The sequence below is a fragment of the Marinobacter albus genome, assembly GCF_030238305.1.
Classification (GTDB): domain Bacteria; phylum Pseudomonadota; class Gammaproteobacteria; order Pseudomonadales; family Oleiphilaceae; genus Marinobacter; species Marinobacter albus.
Window position 1 is genome coordinate 2,478,899 of the sequence record NZ_JASSQD010000001.1, and the last position, 16,058, is coordinate 2,494,956.

At 50.8% G+C, this 16,058-nt stretch carries 23 protein-coding genes; all 23 read right to left on the bottom strand.

Annotated features, from left to right (window positions below; genetic code table 11):
• Nucleotides 1–7 precede the first annotated feature (7 nt).
• Nucleotides 8–1,099, bottom strand: coding sequence for a hypothetical protein (locus QQF73_RS11490; RefSeq protein WP_285368255.1), 1,092 nt, complete (start codon nucleotides 1,097–1,099; stop codon nucleotides 8–10).
• Nucleotides 1,100–1,191: 92 nt separating this feature from the next.
• On the bottom strand, nucleotides 1,192–1,734 hold the full coding sequence (locus QQF73_RS11495) for a class I SAM-dependent methyltransferase (RefSeq protein WP_219865338.1): 543 nt from the start codon (nucleotides 1,732–1,734) through the stop codon (nucleotides 1,192–1,194).
• 236 nt (nucleotides 1,735–1,970) lie between these two features.
• A complete protein-coding gene (locus QQF73_RS11500) occupies nucleotides 1,971–2,297 on the bottom strand; it encodes a DUF2834 domain-containing protein (RefSeq protein WP_285368256.1) in 327 nt (108 codons plus the stop codon).
• 94 nt (nucleotides 2,298–2,391) lie between these two features.
• Complete coding sequence (locus tag QQF73_RS11505; RefSeq protein ID WP_285368257.1) at nucleotides 2,392–3,315, bottom strand: M14 family metallopeptidase; 924 nt, start codon at nucleotides 3,313–3,315, stop codon at nucleotides 2,392–2,394.
• A 212-nt stretch (nucleotides 3,316–3,527) separates the two neighbouring features.
• Nucleotides 3,528–3,917, bottom strand: coding sequence for a septal ring lytic transglycosylase RlpA family protein (locus QQF73_RS11510; protein WP_219865336.1), 390 nt, complete (start codon nucleotides 3,915–3,917; stop codon nucleotides 3,528–3,530).
• Between the two features lie 117 nt (nucleotides 3,918–4,034).
• Nucleotides 4,035–4,916 (bottom strand): sulfurtransferase, encoded by an 882-nt coding sequence (locus tag QQF73_RS11515; RefSeq protein ID WP_219865335.1) that lies wholly within the window; start codon nucleotides 4,914–4,916, stop codon nucleotides 4,035–4,037.
• Between the two features lie 50 nt (nucleotides 4,917–4,966).
• Nucleotides 4,967–5,473 (bottom strand): GNAT family N-acetyltransferase, encoded by a 507-nt coding sequence (locus QQF73_RS11520; protein ID WP_219865334.1) that lies wholly within the window; start codon nucleotides 5,471–5,473, stop codon nucleotides 4,967–4,969.
• 44 nt (nucleotides 5,474–5,517) lie between these two features.
• The gene (locus tag QQF73_RS11525) at nucleotides 5,518–5,916 is read right to left on the bottom strand and encodes a GFA family protein (protein WP_285368258.1); all 399 of its coding nucleotides are present in this window, start codon (nucleotides 5,914–5,916) and stop codon (nucleotides 5,518–5,520) included.
• A gap of 423 nt (nucleotides 5,917–6,339) precedes the next feature.
• Nucleotides 6,340–6,702: a hypothetical protein gene (locus QQF73_RS11530; RefSeq protein WP_285368259.1), complete on the bottom strand. Its 363-nt coding sequence runs from the start codon at nucleotides 6,700–6,702 to the stop codon at nucleotides 6,340–6,342.
• A 332-nt stretch (nucleotides 6,703–7,034) separates the two neighbouring features.
• Nucleotides 7,035–7,655: a hypothetical protein gene (locus QQF73_RS11535; RefSeq protein ID WP_285368260.1), complete on the bottom strand. Its 621-nt coding sequence runs from the start codon at nucleotides 7,653–7,655 to the stop codon at nucleotides 7,035–7,037.
• Between the two features lie 157 nt (nucleotides 7,656–7,812).
• Nucleotides 7,813–8,520 carry a hypothetical protein gene (locus tag QQF73_RS11540; RefSeq protein ID WP_285368261.1) on the bottom strand — a complete coding sequence of 236 codons (708 nt, stop codon included), beginning with the start codon at nucleotides 8,518–8,520 and terminating at the stop codon, nucleotides 7,813–7,815.
• A gap of 91 nt (nucleotides 8,521–8,611) precedes the next feature.
• On the bottom strand, nucleotides 8,612–9,043 hold the full coding sequence (locus QQF73_RS11545; RefSeq protein ID WP_345782959.1) for a VOC family protein: 432 nt from the start codon (nucleotides 9,041–9,043) through the stop codon (nucleotides 8,612–8,614).
• Nucleotides 9,044–9,115: 72 nt separating this feature from the next.
• Entirely contained in the window at nucleotides 9,116–9,499 is a 384-nt protein-coding gene (locus QQF73_RS11550) for a hypothetical protein (RefSeq protein ID WP_219865326.1), read from the bottom strand.
• 157 nt (nucleotides 9,500–9,656) lie between these two features.
• Entirely contained in the window at nucleotides 9,657–10,370 is a 714-nt protein-coding gene (locus QQF73_RS11555) for a ZIP family metal transporter (protein ID WP_219865325.1), read from the bottom strand.
• 103 nt (nucleotides 10,371–10,473) lie between these two features.
• Nucleotides 10,474–10,905 (bottom strand): DUF4345 domain-containing protein, encoded by a 432-nt coding sequence (locus QQF73_RS11560; protein WP_219865324.1) that lies wholly within the window; start codon nucleotides 10,903–10,905, stop codon nucleotides 10,474–10,476.
• A gap of 98 nt (nucleotides 10,906–11,003) precedes the next feature.
• Nucleotides 11,004–11,468, bottom strand: coding sequence for a hypothetical protein (locus tag QQF73_RS11565; RefSeq protein ID WP_219865323.1), 465 nt, complete (start codon nucleotides 11,466–11,468; stop codon nucleotides 11,004–11,006).
• An 87-nt stretch (nucleotides 11,469–11,555) separates the two neighbouring features.
• Nucleotides 11,556–11,972 carry a hypothetical protein gene (locus QQF73_RS11570; RefSeq protein ID WP_285368262.1) on the bottom strand — a complete coding sequence of 139 codons (417 nt, stop codon included), beginning with the start codon at nucleotides 11,970–11,972 and terminating at the stop codon, nucleotides 11,556–11,558.
• 90 nt (nucleotides 11,973–12,062) lie between these two features.
• Nucleotides 12,063–12,782, bottom strand: a complete 720-nt coding sequence (locus tag QQF73_RS11575) for a lysophospholipid acyltransferase family protein (protein ID WP_285368263.1) — start codon at nucleotides 12,780–12,782, stop codon at nucleotides 12,063–12,065.
• A 59-nt stretch (nucleotides 12,783–12,841) separates the two neighbouring features.
• Complete coding sequence (locus QQF73_RS11580; RefSeq protein WP_285368264.1) at nucleotides 12,842–13,207, bottom strand: hypothetical protein; 366 nt, start codon at nucleotides 13,205–13,207, stop codon at nucleotides 12,842–12,844.
• Nucleotides 13,208–13,506: 299 nt separating this feature from the next.
• Nucleotides 13,507–13,887 (bottom strand): hypothetical protein, encoded by a 381-nt coding sequence (locus QQF73_RS11585; protein ID WP_285368265.1) that lies wholly within the window; start codon nucleotides 13,885–13,887, stop codon nucleotides 13,507–13,509.
• Nucleotides 13,888–13,973: 86 nt separating this feature from the next.
• The gene (locus QQF73_RS11590; RefSeq protein WP_285368266.1) at nucleotides 13,974–14,684 is read right to left on the bottom strand and encodes a hypothetical protein; all 711 of its coding nucleotides are present in this window, start codon (nucleotides 14,682–14,684) and stop codon (nucleotides 13,974–13,976) included.
• A gap of 462 nt (nucleotides 14,685–15,146) precedes the next feature.
• A complete protein-coding gene (locus QQF73_RS11595; protein ID WP_285368267.1) occupies nucleotides 15,147–15,590 on the bottom strand; it encodes a hypothetical protein in 444 nt (147 codons plus the stop codon).
• A 114-nt stretch (nucleotides 15,591–15,704) separates the two neighbouring features.
• Entirely contained in the window at nucleotides 15,705–15,914 is a 210-nt protein-coding gene (locus tag QQF73_RS11600) for a hypothetical protein (protein ID WP_285368268.1), read from the bottom strand.
• Between the last annotated feature and the right edge of the window lie 144 nt (nucleotides 15,915–16,058).

Genomic DNA, 16,058 nt, shown 5'->3' on the forward strand with positions numbered 1-16,058 from the left:
GGCTGAGTCATGAACCGATACGACGAAGCTCCCTGGCAATCCGGGTGGCTTTCTGATTCACGTAGGGTTTGTCGAGGTAGTCATCAAAACTGTGCCCCCCGACCTGGTAGCGCTCCTGATTTACGCGACCATATTCAGTGATGTATTTCGGGCTGGTAGGCATACGCGTAAAGACCAGATCGCCCAGCGTATAGGGCCCCTCCGAACCCGAGGCTTTCAACGCCCCGATATGGGCTTTCAATACCAGCGAACCGGTGGAATCCACGTTGTCCTCGGCGTTCAGATGCACCAGCGGCTCGCCCGTCGAAGCATCGTAAAGGTTCGCCTGCAGGCGGTGGCGCCCGGGCTTTTCCGTAGACACATGAACCGGAATTTGCAGGTACTCCTCCTGCACCCGGGACTGAGCCACACCGTCCACACTGCCGATTGTGGATACATACTCCACAGTGGCGCTGCGGAGGTGCTGTTCACCACGGAAACTGAAGGTTGCCTGAACGGTGAGCTCCTCTTTCCAACTCACGTCATCAAATTGCAAAGCGCTGAAATCGAGGTAGTAGGAATGAGGCTGGTCCTGGGATGAGGTAACGGAAGCCTGGGCGACTTCTTCGTTACCACGCAACAACTGCGCGGTCACCGCACTGGATTCTTCCGGGGGCAATCCGGAGATAGCCGCGTTGGCGGCGAGCCGATCACCGGGGTAATACCGGAAACGATCCGTGAGAATTGAAATGCTCGGGCTGTTCGGATCCGTCAGATCTGCGGGCAAGTCGCTCGCAACCGGAGTATTGCCGCGGTACTTGCCCTCCAGCTCGTCCGGCGAAATCGGCTGGGAGAATGCAGGGAAGCTCGCCTGGGCCTCGTAGGCGTCGCCAACGGCCTGGAGCTTCGATTTCATTTCATCGTCAAAATCGAAGCCGGCATCCGTCTCCTTCACACCCGGAAGGTCAAGCGTCGGCGCTGGTTTGATAGAGGGTGCATGGGACGCTGCCACTTCGGGCGTTCGTGAATCTTCTGGCCCCGCACTCAAGAAATAAAGCGCGGCACAAAACACCGTCAGCGGTACCGCCGCAATGACCAAATAGGTTGATATCCTGCGCATAGGCGTGCCTTTCTCTTATTCTTATCTTCACGCCAGAATACACTTCGCATTTGCAACTAGTATCCCCCAAATGGGTGAGAGACCGGGATAGATCAAAGAGCGCGGGCACGGCGCAGGCGATACCAGTGCTCGTCGGGACGCAGCACCCATTCAAGGGGGCGTGGCAGCTTGAAATGCGAGGGTTCTACGTCGGTGACCTGCCAACCTGCAAAGGCGGTCTCGATGTCTTCACGGCTAACGCCCCGGATCAGCGGACGAATGCGCCGCGACCAGCACAATAAGATCACCGTGGCATCCTCCGTGGCCAGGGCGTCCACGCTGCGGGCCATCCGTTGCTGCTGCTCGACGTTGAAATCATGGAATGTCCCGGTATCCAGGATGAGCCGAAATCCGGAACCTACTTCCGCCGCAGAAAGCCGGGTAACGTCCCCCTGCACCAGCTTCATCTCTACGCCGGCAGCCTGAACCCGCTCACGCCCACGGTCGAGGGCCTTGCCCACGACGTCCACACCAGTGACCTCCCAGCCCCGTTTGGCCAACTGAATCCCCCAGATGGCGCTGCCGGTGCCGACATCAAGCGCACGCCCATAGGGTGGCTTACGGCCCTGCTCTTCACGTTCAAGGAGCGATGACAAGGATTGGAAAAACTCCTGATCGGTATCCTCCCACGGGTGAAAGCCTATAGCGTACGAGACTGTCCAGTTCACAGGACTCCCCCTTGGCGCTTGACGATCCGTAGTAGCAGCGGAGCGAAGCATGCCGGATAAGCGGGCCGATTCGTAGTAGGTTTGACTCGCGCAGCAGAACGAAGTTTCCGCTTTTATCGCTTGGCACTACGAGCCCGACCAGAGTAGAACGTTTTGGGAAATGCTCACATTTTGCTGGCTTCGGTTTCTTGCTCGCGCCCACCACGCAGCACCAAATACAATAACGGCCCCGCGGATACAAACACCGCAGTCAGAATGAAAAATGGAACGAGATAACCCAGTCCTTTACCTCGACTCTTGGCGTCCTGGTACATCCAGACGCAGGCCAGGCCGGCGAGAATATAGAGGTCGATTACAACCTGAGCGGTATCCGGGCTCGACATAAGCTGAACACCAAAGGCCAATAGTGACTGCTCTGCGCCTGCCATAACCCAGAAAGTGAAGCCCATGAACAGGCAGAGAATAATTAGAGGAATTGTCGAGACTCTCATGATCGTCCTTGAGTGAGTTTGAAAAATATAACGCCCGGCAACAGTACCTTGTTTAATGGACTCGAAATCTTTCCCATCTGTTCATTGCCCTTCCCTACCGGTGCGCCAGCGCGTAGTCGATTGCCGCACACACCGCAGCAGCCTGCGCGGCATTGCATTGCTCGGGGGTCGCACGGGGGCTGTCGGGATAGACCTCGGTGGTGGTCCTGTAGGGGGCGCTGGTGACACTGGCGCACAGGCCCAGCTGGCTGAGCGGGTACTGGATGACGCCGCGAGCGACCACCGGTGAGCCGAAGATCTCTCCGCTGTCATCGGCCGGAGCGATATGAGTTACCTGCTCAACCGCCTTGATCACCGCCTGCTGGAATTCAGGCTGCGAGTTCTCGCTGTCATCGACCAGATAGAAGCCGTCCGGAATCCCGCCCGGCTCAAACGGCTTGCCGTCGCGGGCAGCCAGCGCGGGGCGAAACTCGGTTTCGTCGGTATCGGTGGTCTCGTGGAGGTCGATATGAATCAGTGCATGATCGCGGACGGGCTCCACCAGGCGCATGAGTGCCGCCGACTCCTCAGCCGGACTGTCATCGCGGAACGAGCGGTTCGGATCAACCGCGTTCGGGTTCCAGCGATGGATGCGCTCGTAAGCCCAGGGACTGACACAGGGCGCGACCAGCAGGTTGACGCGGCCCGTGTAATCGGCGGCATGCTGATCGAGGAACTGCAGCGCGCCGTGGACACCGCTGGTTTCATAGCCGTGTACCCCGCCCGTTACCAGAACGACCGGAAGATCGTCATTCCAGTCACGGCTCCGGAGCGCCATCAACGGATAACTATCGGGGCCATATTCCAGACGGCCATACTCTTTCACGTCGAAGCGCGGGCGCAGGCGCTCGATCACACTCAACACCTCGGTCCCATAGCTGCGTTGACGGGTCTGCCGAGACAACCAATCGGCGCGTTCCGCATCGCCCCAGGGAGCGCCAGGCGTACCGATTGGATAAGGTGCGGAAGCCGTGTTCATATCGCTTTTTCTCCAGTGATGGCCAATGCAGGCAGGCATTCTAGCATCCGCGCCCAAGCTCGCAATCAGACCTGATACCGCCTCAGGACAACGCCCCTAACAGCCGCGGCGCCGCACCGCCTGGCGATTATCCACCATCCTATTAGGCTATTGGTACTGGGCGCCAACGGAGCGCAGCATCGGCGGCATCCCTTTAGCCATCTTGTTAAATGCTACCTCAGCACCTCAATTTTTACGTTGATCAAACCCACAGATGTATTGCCAATACGAGTGAACGCAGATTTTGACAGATCAATGATGCGACCTTTGACGAATGGTCCACGATCATTGATTTCGACAACGACACTTTTGCCATTCTTGGTGTTTGTTACTTTTACCGTTGTACCGAATGGTAGTTTTTTATGTGCAGCTGTATGAAGCTCGTGCTTATAAAGTGCCCCACTGGCTGTCTTTCTGTTCTGAAATTTATCCGCATAATATGACGCTTGCCCGGTTTCAGTGAAACCGACCCAGCTACCTCCGGTTCCAGGCTGAACAGTTGAACATCCAGCTATCAAGCTAAAGAATGCAATTACCAATATATTTCTTAAAATGACCATCATAATCGGTTTCTTTTATTGAATTCACATAACGCCAAAACAGCGGCACGAGCATAAGAGCGCCCGGCGCCCAACCGGGCGCGAACTGGTGCGCCTTGTCAGGCAACGTACTTGTGATCGTCATTCTCCGAGTTCGAGGGGTAAGCTGCGATCTGCCGACCACTCGATGAGCCCCCCGTCGTAAACGGCCACGTTCGGATGTCCCAGCAAGTGGAGGATAAACGCATCGCTCGAAGAGGCAATGCCACCGCCACAGTAGGTAATAACCCGCTCGGCCTCCAACATCGGGCGAAACAGCTCGCGCAGCTCTTCGGCCGGACGATAGCGCATCGTCTTCCGGTCGAGGATTTCCCATGCCGTCACGTTTTTTGCGCCTGGAATATGCCCGCGTCCCCCATATTCTTTACGTTCACCACGATGCTGCCGGCGGCCCAGCGCATTCACGATGCACGTCGTCGGATCCTCAATTGCGGTCAGCACCTCCTCTTTGCCAACGATGAGCTCCGGCCGGACATGCGGGGTGAACCTGGTAGCCGGGTACTCGCAAGGTTTCGAGGAGACCGGACGGTCTTCAAGCCGCCAGGCCTTCCACCCACCGTTAAGGACCGCCGCGTCGTCAAAGCCGAACGTGCGGAGCATCCACCACAATCGCGCGGCCCACATGTTCTCCCGCCCGTCGTAAAGCACGACACGTGTGCCGTTCCCGATGCCAAGTCGGCCCATGTGGTCGGCGAACCGTTCCGCAGTTGGCATCGTGAACGTGTAGGAAGGCCGTTGGGGATCCGATATTTTCAGGAGGTCTGCAAATGTTGCCCCTGGGATGTGGCCTCGCTTAAACCCACGCCTACCGCTCCTGACATGCGGGAATGGCCAGAGCTTCACTTGCACCGTTGCATCCACGATGCGTAGGTCAGGGTCGTCCAGGTGTTTCTCCAGCCACTCTGGTTCGACGAGCGGGTGGAGTGAACCGGTCTCGGGCACATTCATATTGAATTCACTCATGGCAACCCCCTGTGGTTCCGCACCAGTGTCTAAATGCCGCCTAAAACGCCCTAATCAGCCGACGCGTTAGCCGTCGGCTGCATTTGATTGTTAGGGCTTAGATAGCTTTCCATTGAGAAATTCACTAACGAAACCCCGTTTCTTTGCACTTCATTTTTCTTGACCACAGAGAAGCCGCGGTGCTCGAAGAACGGCTTAGCAATGAGTGAAGCCTCAACGTGTAAGCGTTTGATATTTCTGGCCCTTGCCTCCGCAAGTAAATGCTCATACAAGGCAGATGCGACACCTCTTCCCTGAAAATTCGGATGGGTATAAGTACAGTCGATATGACCATTAGCATCCAATTCGATAAAACCAGCTACACAATTTTCAATTAAAGCTATGAACGGTTTTTTCGCTTTCAGTCGCTCAGACCAGTTCTCATAATCCACAGGAGTAGGAGCCCAAGCTTCTTTTTGCTCTGACGTATACAACGAAGGATCAATTGCATGAACAGATTGATGAAACAATTCAGCAACTTCCCTAGCTTTGTCTGCAGAATAAGTTTGTATTTCCATAGTAGCCCTAACGCTGAGCGGAGCGGCGGCTGGTTATCACTGTCTCAGTCATACTCTGCATGCTGAGGCAGATCATCCGTAATCTCGTACCAAGGAGCCTGGCTGGCCACGAATACATGGCGCCCCGCTTTTACTCCCGGATCAGTATTGAGCGTTCCAAGTGGGAAACCATAGATCTCGGGATTTGTATCAAATTTTGTATAAAGGCTGGAACCACAGTTTGAGCAAAAGCCCTTGTGCTCACCCGCAGAGGATTCGTAGAACTTCATCAACTCCTGGCCTTTGACGGTTTGCCAGTCAGAAGACCGCACCTTAGCGCGAGTTCTGAAGGCTGAGGCATGAAGCTTCCGGCACATTGAGCAATGACAGTTCAAAACATCGGTCAGCGGACCATTGATTTCGTACTGAATGCCCCCGCAGAGACAACTACCTGTTTGCTTCATTGATGCAGCTCCTTGTGTGATAACGCTTAGCACACCGGAGCTACGACAGTGGCGTCCGGTCGTGTGACTGGTTAGGGCAGCAAGCTCTCAACTTGAGGAATACCCCATCATCATTTTTCGATAGATTGGGGCCTTGGGCGGCTTTTTGAACTTGGTTCCCAAATAGAGTTCTCGGAAGCATTCGCTCTTCGGCCCCTTCGACGAAGATACCACCTGATCGACAACACCCTCTTCGTTGATCCTCAAGATTTGGGTAATGCCATCGCCTCGGATGCCGTAGCAGCCACCGCGTTCATCAAGTCGAATACTATTCTCATACTGCATCCTTTCCTCTGAATAAGCGGCGGCCTGACAAGGCCATCCGGTTGAGGCCCATTCGGGGCGTAACAAACTTAATGCTCCTGTTAGTTTATTTAACGATATTTACTCAATTTCATCACTCTTGGCAGGCTCAAAGCCTCCCCAAAAACCTTTATACACCTGCATAAGATCGCCTGAAATGATATTAAAATTAACAATGTATGTGTCATAGGCATAGGGAGAATTCCCCGTAGAGTGGCGAGAACTATCATCAATAAAGCCGAGCCTTAGATGACTTTTTTTAAGATCTTTTCCTAATACGGATACATCAATATCGTAGAACACCAAGTTATCCGGCGCGACCTTCGGATACTCTTTCTTAATTTGCGATATGGCGGCGGCTTTGAAATCCGCTACTTTTACTCCCTCGACTGCCTGTGCACTAAAGGCCCATATACATCCAAAAATTAGAGTTAAATACTTCATGATATACCTCTCAAAACTAACGCCAAACACAGCGGCAGCTGAAAGCCGTCCGGGGCCACAGGCCGCGTACCGATGTGCCTTGTTAATGGCCAGTTACCTGGCGACTCATCCATGGCACCCTAGTGCGGATGACCACTCCTAAACAGCTTGCACTTACCCTAGCCCATGGCGCGAGGAACCAGAACACGAAACTGACGGATTTTGCAGTGTTTTGCGGGGAAAAGAGCTGAATGGTGGTGAATATTTGAAAACGACTCCCTGCTTTACTGGCTGAATCCTTCCGCGGCCTTGGCCATTAACGCCTGGCACATGCGCCGGTTTGGAGTCGTTTGTTAAATGTTTTGTTTACGCCGTTTATAGATTAACCAGCCATACAGGCTTAGCAGCACAGGTGAAGCAATGACCGAAAAATATGTAATAAATAAAAGTATTATATATGCGCTATCGTTTGCTGACTTTTCGTGATTTTCGAGGCCTGCCATAATTTTAAAAACAACATGCTCCAGGTTTAAGGCAGAAAGAAGTGCCACGATTAGTGTTAATGGCAATAAAGTGGCAACAAAAACACAAAGGCCTGATAAACGAGCGACACTTTTTAGGTATTTTAGCAACAGTGCAACGCGCCAGATAGCGACTACAGCAAGGAACCAAACATTCGCGAGCTGAGCAGATTGAAGAGACACAAACCGCTCTACTGGAATTGCGTACAAAATGGCGGGAGGCGATGTTAGTGACACAAAGAGAAGAACATTTTTGTAGCTCCAGTTTGAAGGTTTTAGAGGTAATATAACTGCCCACAAAATGGCTGCTAGAACGAAAATATAACCAACTGAACCAAGCCCTAAATATTGCCAAAGATCTGCTCTAGGGTTATCCCAGTATCGACCGATACCACAAAGCCAAGTGAAACCTATACCGAAAACCAAATAGTAGTTGAAGATCGATACATCCAATTTTAATTGGCGAAATGTTAGAAGCTTTAACTCGTCCGAAAGGACTTTCCGTACTTTGTTGATAGCAAGACTTCCCTATTACATTTAACGCACGCAACACCGGCCAATTTTTCGGGCACCGGAAAATTGGTCCGGGTGCTTGCGCTTGTTAACCATATTACTCAACGGCTTCTTCAAATAATTCACCAGCTCTCTCTGTCACCAAATCAATCCCAGCGTCTATTATGGGTGAAATAAAATTGGACGCTCTTTCCATGAGCGCCTCTCCGGTATCTGAAGCGACCTTATTAGCCACCTTTTTAAAGGTAGCTTTAATCACCCCTTTGAATGAAGTATCTGGAGCTCCGGCTGCAACAAGAGCCTCCTTTACCTCATCCTTTTCCTGCTCTGTAAGATATGACTCTATCAAAGCTGCAACAGCGTCTAGCCCGAGCTTTACAATACTTGGCGAAAACGAGCCGTCAGAAACATAGCCTAATTTCTGAACCTTCGATCTGAGATGATCTGAGACCAGCGGGTTCTCAACTTCTAAAACATATAATTCACCATTCTTCTGGATAAGCGGCCTTTTCAAAAGAACCTTAACTTTCTCATCTAGTGCCTCCTCGGAGGATCGACGAAGCTCCCTGTCATAGATTAGGCCGCGAGCTTTGGAGCGAGTGACTTTCAGCTTTGATACAAGTTCATATAACTCTGGCTCTTCATCTATCGCTTTTAGTTTTTCCAGAACATTGAGGACTATCAATTCGACCTCATTCTTAGGTAAAGCTCCAAATGCAGGTGTCATGTAGCTCTGCAGGAAATAGGATAGTGCAGCTCTAACCTCTTCTTCGGAAGAATCATTAACGATTTGGTTTATATCCACTCTATGCTTTCCTGTGTCCTACATGGTTAACGCCCTGAATAAACCGCCGATTTGGAGCGGCAGCGGAAAATCGGTCGGCTTGATTCACTTATTATGCGGGTTCATCTGAGGGCCCGACCCAAAACAACGGATTGTGCGCTATTTCCCAGAGATAACCGTCTGGATCAGCAAAGTACCGTGCGTATCCACCCCACTCTGTTTTCTGAGCTGGTTTGGTCACAACGGCACCGGCTGATTCAGCCTGGGCCATAACGTGATCAACCTCCGGCTCAGAGCCCACATTGTGCGCTAGGCTGAACCCTGCGAATCCGCTTGACTCCCCAGAGACTGACGCATCTTCAGCCAGCGCTTCGCGACCGTACAATCCTAGCCAAGTACCGTTCAACGTAAAGAACGCCACTTCGGTTGGAGAATCCATTCTCGGAAGCCCGAGACCCTGCTCGTAAAACACTACAGAACGCGGCAGGTCACTTACCCCTAAAGTGATCATGCTAATTCGTGGTTTCATGATTGCTCCCTGCATAACGTCCACGTTGAACCGCTCCTGGAAAGGCAACTGAAATGTGCCCTTCCAGGAGTCGGTTCCGACGTGTTGTTAGGTCCGGGAATGCGTAATAGCCCGGGCCAATGATCGCCTCCAGCGGAACCCAAACACGATCGCTAGAGAGGCAAAAATACCCCCGCCGATCGCACAAGCAACGCTTACCTTCCTTGCCAGCCTCAAACGTTCCCGCCCCTGGCTCAATTTCAGCTCACCTGCATGAAGTCGCTCTTCCCCGGCGTCAACCTTTCCTTGTCCTTCGGCAACCTGTTTTTCTCCCTCGGCGATCTGCTCTCTACCCTCCTTCAGGCCCTTCCCGGCGTTTAGCAGTCTGTCCGCCCACTTCAGGAACAGGTTGTCTTCAGCTTGCGCGTACTCCGCCTTGCCCTCGGACAACTGGCGTCTTCCGGCGAGCAGGTCAACCTTGCCTTCCTCCATCGCAGACTGTCCTTCTTCTAGCCGTCTTTGACCTTCGGCTATTCGGACCTCCCCGGCAGAAATGATTTTAGCGAGAAACAGATAGCCAGCTACCGACGCAATAGCCAATAGAATAAGGATTAGTAGCGTAAGGATCCTACCCATATTGTTATGCCCATCATTTGATCACCATCACCCCAACCATACCAAGCACAAAACCTAGCACCGCGCCCATCGGAGGCGCCCAATGTTTTGCGAGTTTTACTCTTGGGGCGATATCTTGAAATACGGAATACAGAATACCTCCAGAAGCCACAAGCACAATAACAGCAATGGCAATAACTTGGTTTTGCATCCATAAGTAGCTGGACACCCCAAAAATAGGACCCAGAAATGCCATCAAAAAGAAAATGGCCATAATTTTTTTCGGACCAAATTTATAAGATCTGTTCAACTCACGATATGCGTTAAACCCCTCTGGGACGTTTTGCAATACGATTAGCGCCGCAAGCAACACCGCGTCTGTACTTCCGATTGCAAATGCAGTTCCAAGCGCTATTGATTCAGGTATGAAATCAAGAAGCATCGCCACGAGTTGACTGGCCGGCGTCTCCAGCTTTAGAAGATAAATGTCAAGCATCATGAAAATGAGCCCACCAACCAGGAGGCAAGTAGATGCTATCAACGGATCAAGCTTGGCAATACCATAAGGAACTAATACGAGAGCTACCGCAGATAATAGAGCGCCGCCACCAAATGCCATGATGCTGTGACTGAATTCTGCCTCAACCAATCGTGATCTGAATTTTCCGAAGCTGGCCAGAAACGCACCGAGAAGCATCGCCAATCCGGCTGCCAATGTGAGCCCAACAAGGATTACTAAGTTATTCACAATCTTTCCATTTTTAGCGCATAACGCCCCACATCAGCGCCAATTTTGGAGTGAAGCCGGAGGCGTAACGGAAAAATTGTCCCGTGCATGTGATTGTTAGTGCTCATGACTTCCTGCTGCGACTTAGTAAAAACAAAGCAGCTGCTGCTACCCCTATTTCAAGGGCTAAATAGACGTACATGATTGGATTCTCTGAGCCGTCGATAATGAGGCCTACGACACGGCCACAAGCCATGCCGAGCATTAGGAATAAAGTGGCAGCTAACCCAAGCCGGATTGATTCTTGTTTTGAAGCGAGGATGAATAGCACTATGCCAACTGCTATCGACATGCCACCGTAAGTGGCTCTCATATCGGTTAATGCAGCCGCGGTTGTTGGGACAGCGTTTGTAACCAAAAAAGAAAGCTGAGATGGCGCGAATACGAACCCTAGGCCGTACAAAGCAAAAATTGTGGCAGTGATATTTACTAGGAATTTGTTCATATTCATGTGTTGGATAAAGTCTCGCTTGTGAGCACGAACGCCAAGCATCATGCGAAGCTGCAAGCGGGAGCGAAGCGGACGCTGTAAGCCGTCGCCTGTATGCCTTTGTTAGGCAACTACGGCGCATACAAAGGTTCAAAAAGCGTATCTCAATTCTCAGTTTCTATTCTCAGTTCTGTTTTACTATCTGCATATCCTGCTTTACTCACGAAAATGCTTATGCTTCCGGTTTTAGAGGTCCCGGGAGGTGGCGTTCCACCAATGACCCCAACCTGGAGTACCGTTTGAAACTTCGTGGAATAGAGGCCGTTAGCGCCAGTGACGCCATTGATAGAATGACTGCTTGAGCCTGCCCACATAAATGTTCCAGATATTGGTGTCAACTTTACTTTAGCATTCGGCACAGGCTCATCGTCTTCTCTACGCACCTTCACGAAGAGATCTATGATCTTACCCACTTGCGCGGGTTCTGGTGCATACCAAGCGCTCACTCTAAGCGCCGGAGGGCTGGGTGGTGGGGCATTTAAGATACCTATGACCACCCATCCGATCACCGCCGCGATAACGCTTGCAGCGATTCCCGCCAACCATTTTCCCATTACGGTGACCTCCATTTCTCAAATGCCTAACGCTTGCAGCATGCGCGCCTTTGTAATGGAGCCGAAGGCACAATGAAAAGGGCGCCGCTGTGCCTGCACTTGTTACACAGCACCGAAATAGCCCCGCAGAATTAGCAAAATAGGCAACAGAAGAACGAATGCAATAAAGAATGCTGGAAAAAATGCCCGGCCCAGAAGTACCAAAAAGGTAGGCCTTGTGTTCAAAACCACACCAGGAAGTTCATCCGAAACCCAAACTTCCATCTTGGCACCAACCACCAATTCTTCGTCGGGCGTGTAAGGTGGAGGAGCGATAAAATGTATTGGGCCCTTCCCCTCAATTCTGATGCCTAGCTGAATCAACTGGTCCAGACGAGCACGATGATTCTGCTCGACCAATGCCGAGGCCTGCCTCGCCCGAAATAATGGCTTTAGCTGCGAAAAACGCACCAGTGCGATCAGCAAAAAGATCGCTGATACCGCTATCACATAGTAAACGCCGAACTCGGTTGTATTCATGCGGTGTAACGCCGCCAGCATGGGCGAGTGAAACGAGTCCAGCCCACGTTTCTTTGTGGGCGAGCATGACTGGCCTCGTTAGGTGGACGATTAATTGGCTTGTTTACATTGAGCATGTTCAACCTCTGCTATCACTCGAAGCTTCTCTAGCAAAGAATTTCGATCGTCATAGGTGAGCCCCTTCGTTGGAATAGGCTCTAAGTAATGAAGAACAATTGTTCCAGGCCGAATCCTCCATTCACCTACCGGAAGGCAATGCCTAGCACCAGCAATGTAAAGAGGATGAATAAGAGCCTGCGACTCAATCGGCAGAACCGCCGCACCTTTTTTATAAGGCATCAGTTCTCCATCAATACTCCGCATTCCCTCTGCCGATATCAGAATTAAACCACCGTTTTTTGCGTAAAGAGCAGCCTTGCGTAGTTGTCTCTTTGATTGTTTGGGCCATTGCCGAACAATGACCCACCCCATCAAGCTTGTCGCCCAACCTAAGAATGGAATAAGCGCGTATTCGATATTCCAAATACTCATCAGCCGCTTATCACATCTTGAGGAAATAGCCGTTGGGACAATTAAGCTTTGTTGATTGAGGACAACTATAACTCCACCTTCCTCGAGCTGAGACTGACCGTTGTCAAATTTAACTTCGACTACGACCCCAAATATCTTCATCGTTGTTTGACTCCAGCTACGAATAATTCGCCAACTGCGATCTAAGGAAATTGGAGCGACAACTACCGCGGCTCCTAGCATAGGAACCATCAGACTTATCGATAATACATAACGAATTAGTTGATTAATAATATCCATAATTTACCTAACGCCAAGGTAAGCCGCCGATACGAAGCAGCGCGTAGTATCGGTCGGCTTCACCTACTTGTTAAACTGAACACCTCGTACCTTCTGTCTAAAAGGGGCGGCAACGCAAGGTACAAAACCGGAAAAATCAGAACAAAATACCAATCTGCTATTGCCTCGCAAATTTGAACAAATGGCTGTAGGTGATCGGCCAATCCTAAAATATCAAGCTGCGGAAGAAGCTTCACCAGGAAAACACCAATAGGAAAGGCAATAGCGGACAACAAGGCACTCGTGACCACCATTGCTCCGTAAAAGGCCGAAACAAAAAGAAACTGGTTTTCTCCCTTTTTAAATCGAATGAAGAAATAAGGCCAAAGAGCCAAAATTGGTGTTATGGCGAATGAGAAGAACATACTCAGGACGCTTTCACTCATCCCTGCCCCCCATAAGCTCTCTGTAGAAAAGCACCAAGAGCCTTGCCGCATATGCCGCAATAAGGGAGCTCAGTGCACCCAAGGCCCCATGAACCGCAGAAAACTTAGCGGCCCCATCTGACGGCGGATATGGCCCAAAAGACAAGTACGAAGTGACTGCAAAAAATATCAGTCCATAAACTCCAAATCGTAGAAGGTACAAACGATCTCCTTTCGTTTAACGCTAAGGTAACCGGCGCCGGAGCGACAGCGGAGGGAACCAAAAGCGCCACGCTTTTGGAGTCCGGTTGACCGCTTGGTTATGTGGCACTCCGGTTCCTTGGGTTGTGACGAGATAGCACGGCACCACACCATTTATTGATGGTTTTGCGATCCTCCAGACCAGGGTCATACTCAAGATCGTGTGAAGGTGATGTGAGCATTTCTTCTCGAATATCTTCGTACTCTTGTTCAGTCAGTTCGAAAGGCTTCCAGTAGCAACCACCGCTCATTCCTTGATCCGTGCCGCCTGAAAGCAGCTCCTCGTTCAAAATATGAAGAGGTGGGAACTGTTTAATGGATGAGACAGACATTGCCAGACGCGGGGAATAGTGTACGAGGAAATCGTCGAAATTAACGATTTCCCACTTTCCGTCGGCGCTACCCATGCCGGGCAAAATTTTGACCTTAATTTGCCTCATAATTTTGTCTACACATAACGCCTGGGCTAAGCCGCCGGTTGGAGCGCCAGCGCAAACCGGTCACCTTGAGCCCCTGGTTAGGCCTTTCACGGCCTGTGGTGAATTGAAAATCTGTCTCGGAGCCCAATTCTCAAGTAGACCTGAGCTGATTCGTGAGCCTGCAACAAATGATGCCGAATCTGCTTCTCATACTCTTTGTAGTAAAGCCCAACAAAGTCATCAAAATTCACAATTACATAGATCAAGTTGTTACTTGAGTTTGTAGGTATTTGGCTAGCTGCATAATTTATATCGGACGATAATTTGTTCAGAAAACCATCTGACAGAGAGTAATACACAGTAGAACTGTAAATCTCGTCTGCTTCTGCACGATCCAGTTCCTCTTCAGAGACCCCAATCGTTTTGACTTCACAAAACGATGTCTCTCCGTTATCCAGAAACTGGATATCAGGAGATTTTGGCTGTTTTTTGCTTCCACTTTCGGCACTGTCAGGCACGAATTGCACAGAAGAACACCCGATGCTCACCAAGTATTCGTAAGCCAACACTTCATTCAAAATATTTATGAACTGCTGTTTTCCTCGCCTTCTAGAATCTTGCTTGATGTATCCAGATGCTTTCTTTGCAAATTCTCGCCAAGAACATTCATCAAGGGTTTCAAGAGCCTTGCCGTAAGCCTTTAATTCATCGAGAAAAAAGTCGTCGCTGTCCTCAATGATGGAGCCGACCTCATTCAACCACCAATCATCAGGGGCGGTATTCTTTAGTTCTGAGATCAAATGTTTGAGTCGTTCCATAATCTTGAGGTAGTGCCTAACGCTGATGGTAACCGGCACCGGAGCGAAGCGGAGGGGACCAAAAGCGGTACACTTTTGGTGTCCGGTTGACCGCCTAGTTAAAAGTCAGTGCCGCCGACACGACCAGCAAAGTCAAAAACACCGTCCAGGATCGCTTGCCAATCATCCTGACGCCCAGACTGAATCCGAAAGCTCTTCCCGAAAGCTACCCTTTTCGTAGTGATCGTCCAGCTTTATGAGGTCAAGCTTCAAATGAAACGCGGCCGCCAGCGCTACAAAGCTTGCCCAGTATAAAATCGAAGCAACAACTGAAGCGTTGTCATAGAGCACGCTGTGGTAATTGCCGCCACGCCAAATAAAACTAGATTAAGGTACGGCTCGTGCCACTGTTGCTTCCATGCTGACCTTTTAACGCCGAACGCACCGGCGGCCGTTTTATGGCCGTCCGAGTGCCGTGACTTGTTAGTTGCCTTCATGGACTGTGATTGCAACCGTATTTGAAGTAGCCCCAGGGGCGCACCAAAGAGAGGAATGCCCCTTTATTTGGTATTCACCGGCGTTGGTAAACATCACGGTTCTGCCATTAAGGTCAAAACCGTAGCGTTGGTATCCTTCCGGTGTTGCCTTGAATGCGATATTAGGCGAAACCTCCTCCTCGTACTTTGGAGGTGGCGATCCTCTATACCAACACTGGTTGGGATCATCCGTGTTTACTTCAGAGCTTGGCTTTTCAATCCATCCAGCGGTTTCACGACTTACCTTCAAAATCAGAACTTCGCCCACCTCAATTTCCGATGATGAAACTGACAAATCCACTTTCTGATAAAATTCTGGACCCGGCACATAAAGAATTTCTTCACTTGAGCACCCGACTAAAAGAGCACTCAGGATCAGCAGGACTCTCACTCGCACTCCTTTGGCAACCAACGCCAGCCATAAGCGGCGCCCTGTAAAGGGCGTCCGGTGGAGGGCCATCGGCCCGGAACAGACTTAATGGCCTTGTTATGGTTTTTGTACATGTCAGATATTAGATACCGCATACAGCAGTATCGCCACACAACACCCTAAAGCAATGACTCCACCCAAAATTGCCGGAACAAAGGTCTTGGAGCCTGCGAAAGCTAAGCCTGAAAGAGCTGAAATTGCGCCAACAGTGAAAACAGCAGGAAGGAAAGGAAGGAGATATTCAAAGCCGGTAATAAAAAGTACGAACCCGACAGAGACGATCACACCGGATATTCCGGCAATTCCAAAATTCCTCAGTCTCAACCGTCTACCTCGATGACACCATAACGCCAATGTTCAGCGGCCGGGTTGCGAAGCGCAGCGTAGCAAACCGGTCCGGTGGAGGCCCGCCAGGGCCGGAACGAACTG

What these genes read in the sequence shown, in the direction of transcription:
- QQF73_RS11545 (WP_345782959.1), bottom strand. Translation starts at nt 9,043, where the DNA reads ATGCAGGGAGCAATCATGAAACCACGAATTAGCATGATCACTTTAGGG.
- QQF73_RS11570 (WP_285368262.1), bottom strand. Translation starts at nt 11,972, where the DNA reads ATGAATACAACCGAGTTCGGCGTTTACTATGTGATAGCGGTATCAGCG.
- QQF73_RS11510 (WP_219865336.1), bottom strand. Translation starts at nt 3,917, where the DNA reads ATGATGGTCATTTTAAGAAATATATTGGTAATTGCATTCTTTAGCTTG.
- QQF73_RS11580 (WP_285368264.1), bottom strand. Translation starts at nt 13,207, where the DNA reads ATGAGTGAAAGCGTCCTGAGTATGTTCTTCTCATTCGCCATAACACCA.
- QQF73_RS11490 (WP_285368255.1), bottom strand. Translation starts at nt 1,099, where the DNA reads ATGCGCAGGATATCAACCTATTTGGTCATTGCGGCGGTACCGCTGACG.
- QQF73_RS11500 (WP_285368256.1), bottom strand. Translation starts at nt 2,297, where the DNA reads ATGAGAGTCTCGACAATTCCTCTAATTATTCTCTGCCTGTTCATGGGC.
- QQF73_RS11565 (WP_219865323.1), bottom strand. Translation starts at nt 11,468, where the DNA reads ATGGAGGTCACCGTAATGGGAAAATGGTTGGCGGGAATCGCTGCAAGC.
- QQF73_RS11520 (WP_219865334.1), bottom strand. Translation starts at nt 5,473, where the DNA reads ATGGAAATACAAACTTATTCTGCAGACAAAGCTAGGGAAGTTGCTGAA.
- QQF73_RS11575 (WP_285368263.1), bottom strand. Translation starts at nt 12,782, where the DNA reads ATGGATATTATTAATCAACTAATTCGTTATGTATTATCGATAAGTCTG.
- QQF73_RS11515 (WP_219865335.1), bottom strand. Translation starts at nt 4,916, where the DNA reads ATGAGTGAATTCAATATGAATGTGCCCGAGACCGGTTCACTCCACCCG.
- QQF73_RS11505 (WP_285368257.1), bottom strand. Translation starts at nt 3,315, where the DNA reads ATGAACACGGCTTCCGCACCTTATCCAATCGGTACGCCTGGCGCTCCC.
- QQF73_RS11590 (WP_285368266.1), bottom strand. Translation starts at nt 14,684, where the DNA reads ATGGAACGACTCAAACATTTGATCTCAGAACTAAAGAATACCGCCCCT.
- QQF73_RS11585 (WP_285368265.1), bottom strand. Translation starts at nt 13,887, where the DNA reads ATGAGGCAAATTAAGGTCAAAATTTTGCCCGGCATGGGTAGCGCCGAC.
- QQF73_RS11560 (WP_219865324.1), bottom strand. Translation starts at nt 10,905, where the DNA reads ATGATGCTTGGCGTTCGTGCTCACAAGCGAGACTTTATCCAACACATG.
- QQF73_RS11525 (WP_285368258.1), bottom strand. Translation starts at nt 5,916, where the DNA reads ATGAAGCAAACAGGTAGTTGTCTCTGCGGGGGCATTCAGTACGAAATC.
- QQF73_RS11530 (WP_285368259.1), bottom strand. Translation starts at nt 6,702, where the DNA reads ATGAAGTATTTAACTCTAATTTTTGGATGTATATGGGCCTTTAGTGCA.
- QQF73_RS11550 (WP_219865326.1), bottom strand. Translation starts at nt 9,499, where the DNA reads ATGGAGGAAGGCAAGGTTGACCTGCTCGCCGGAAGACGCCAGTTGTCC.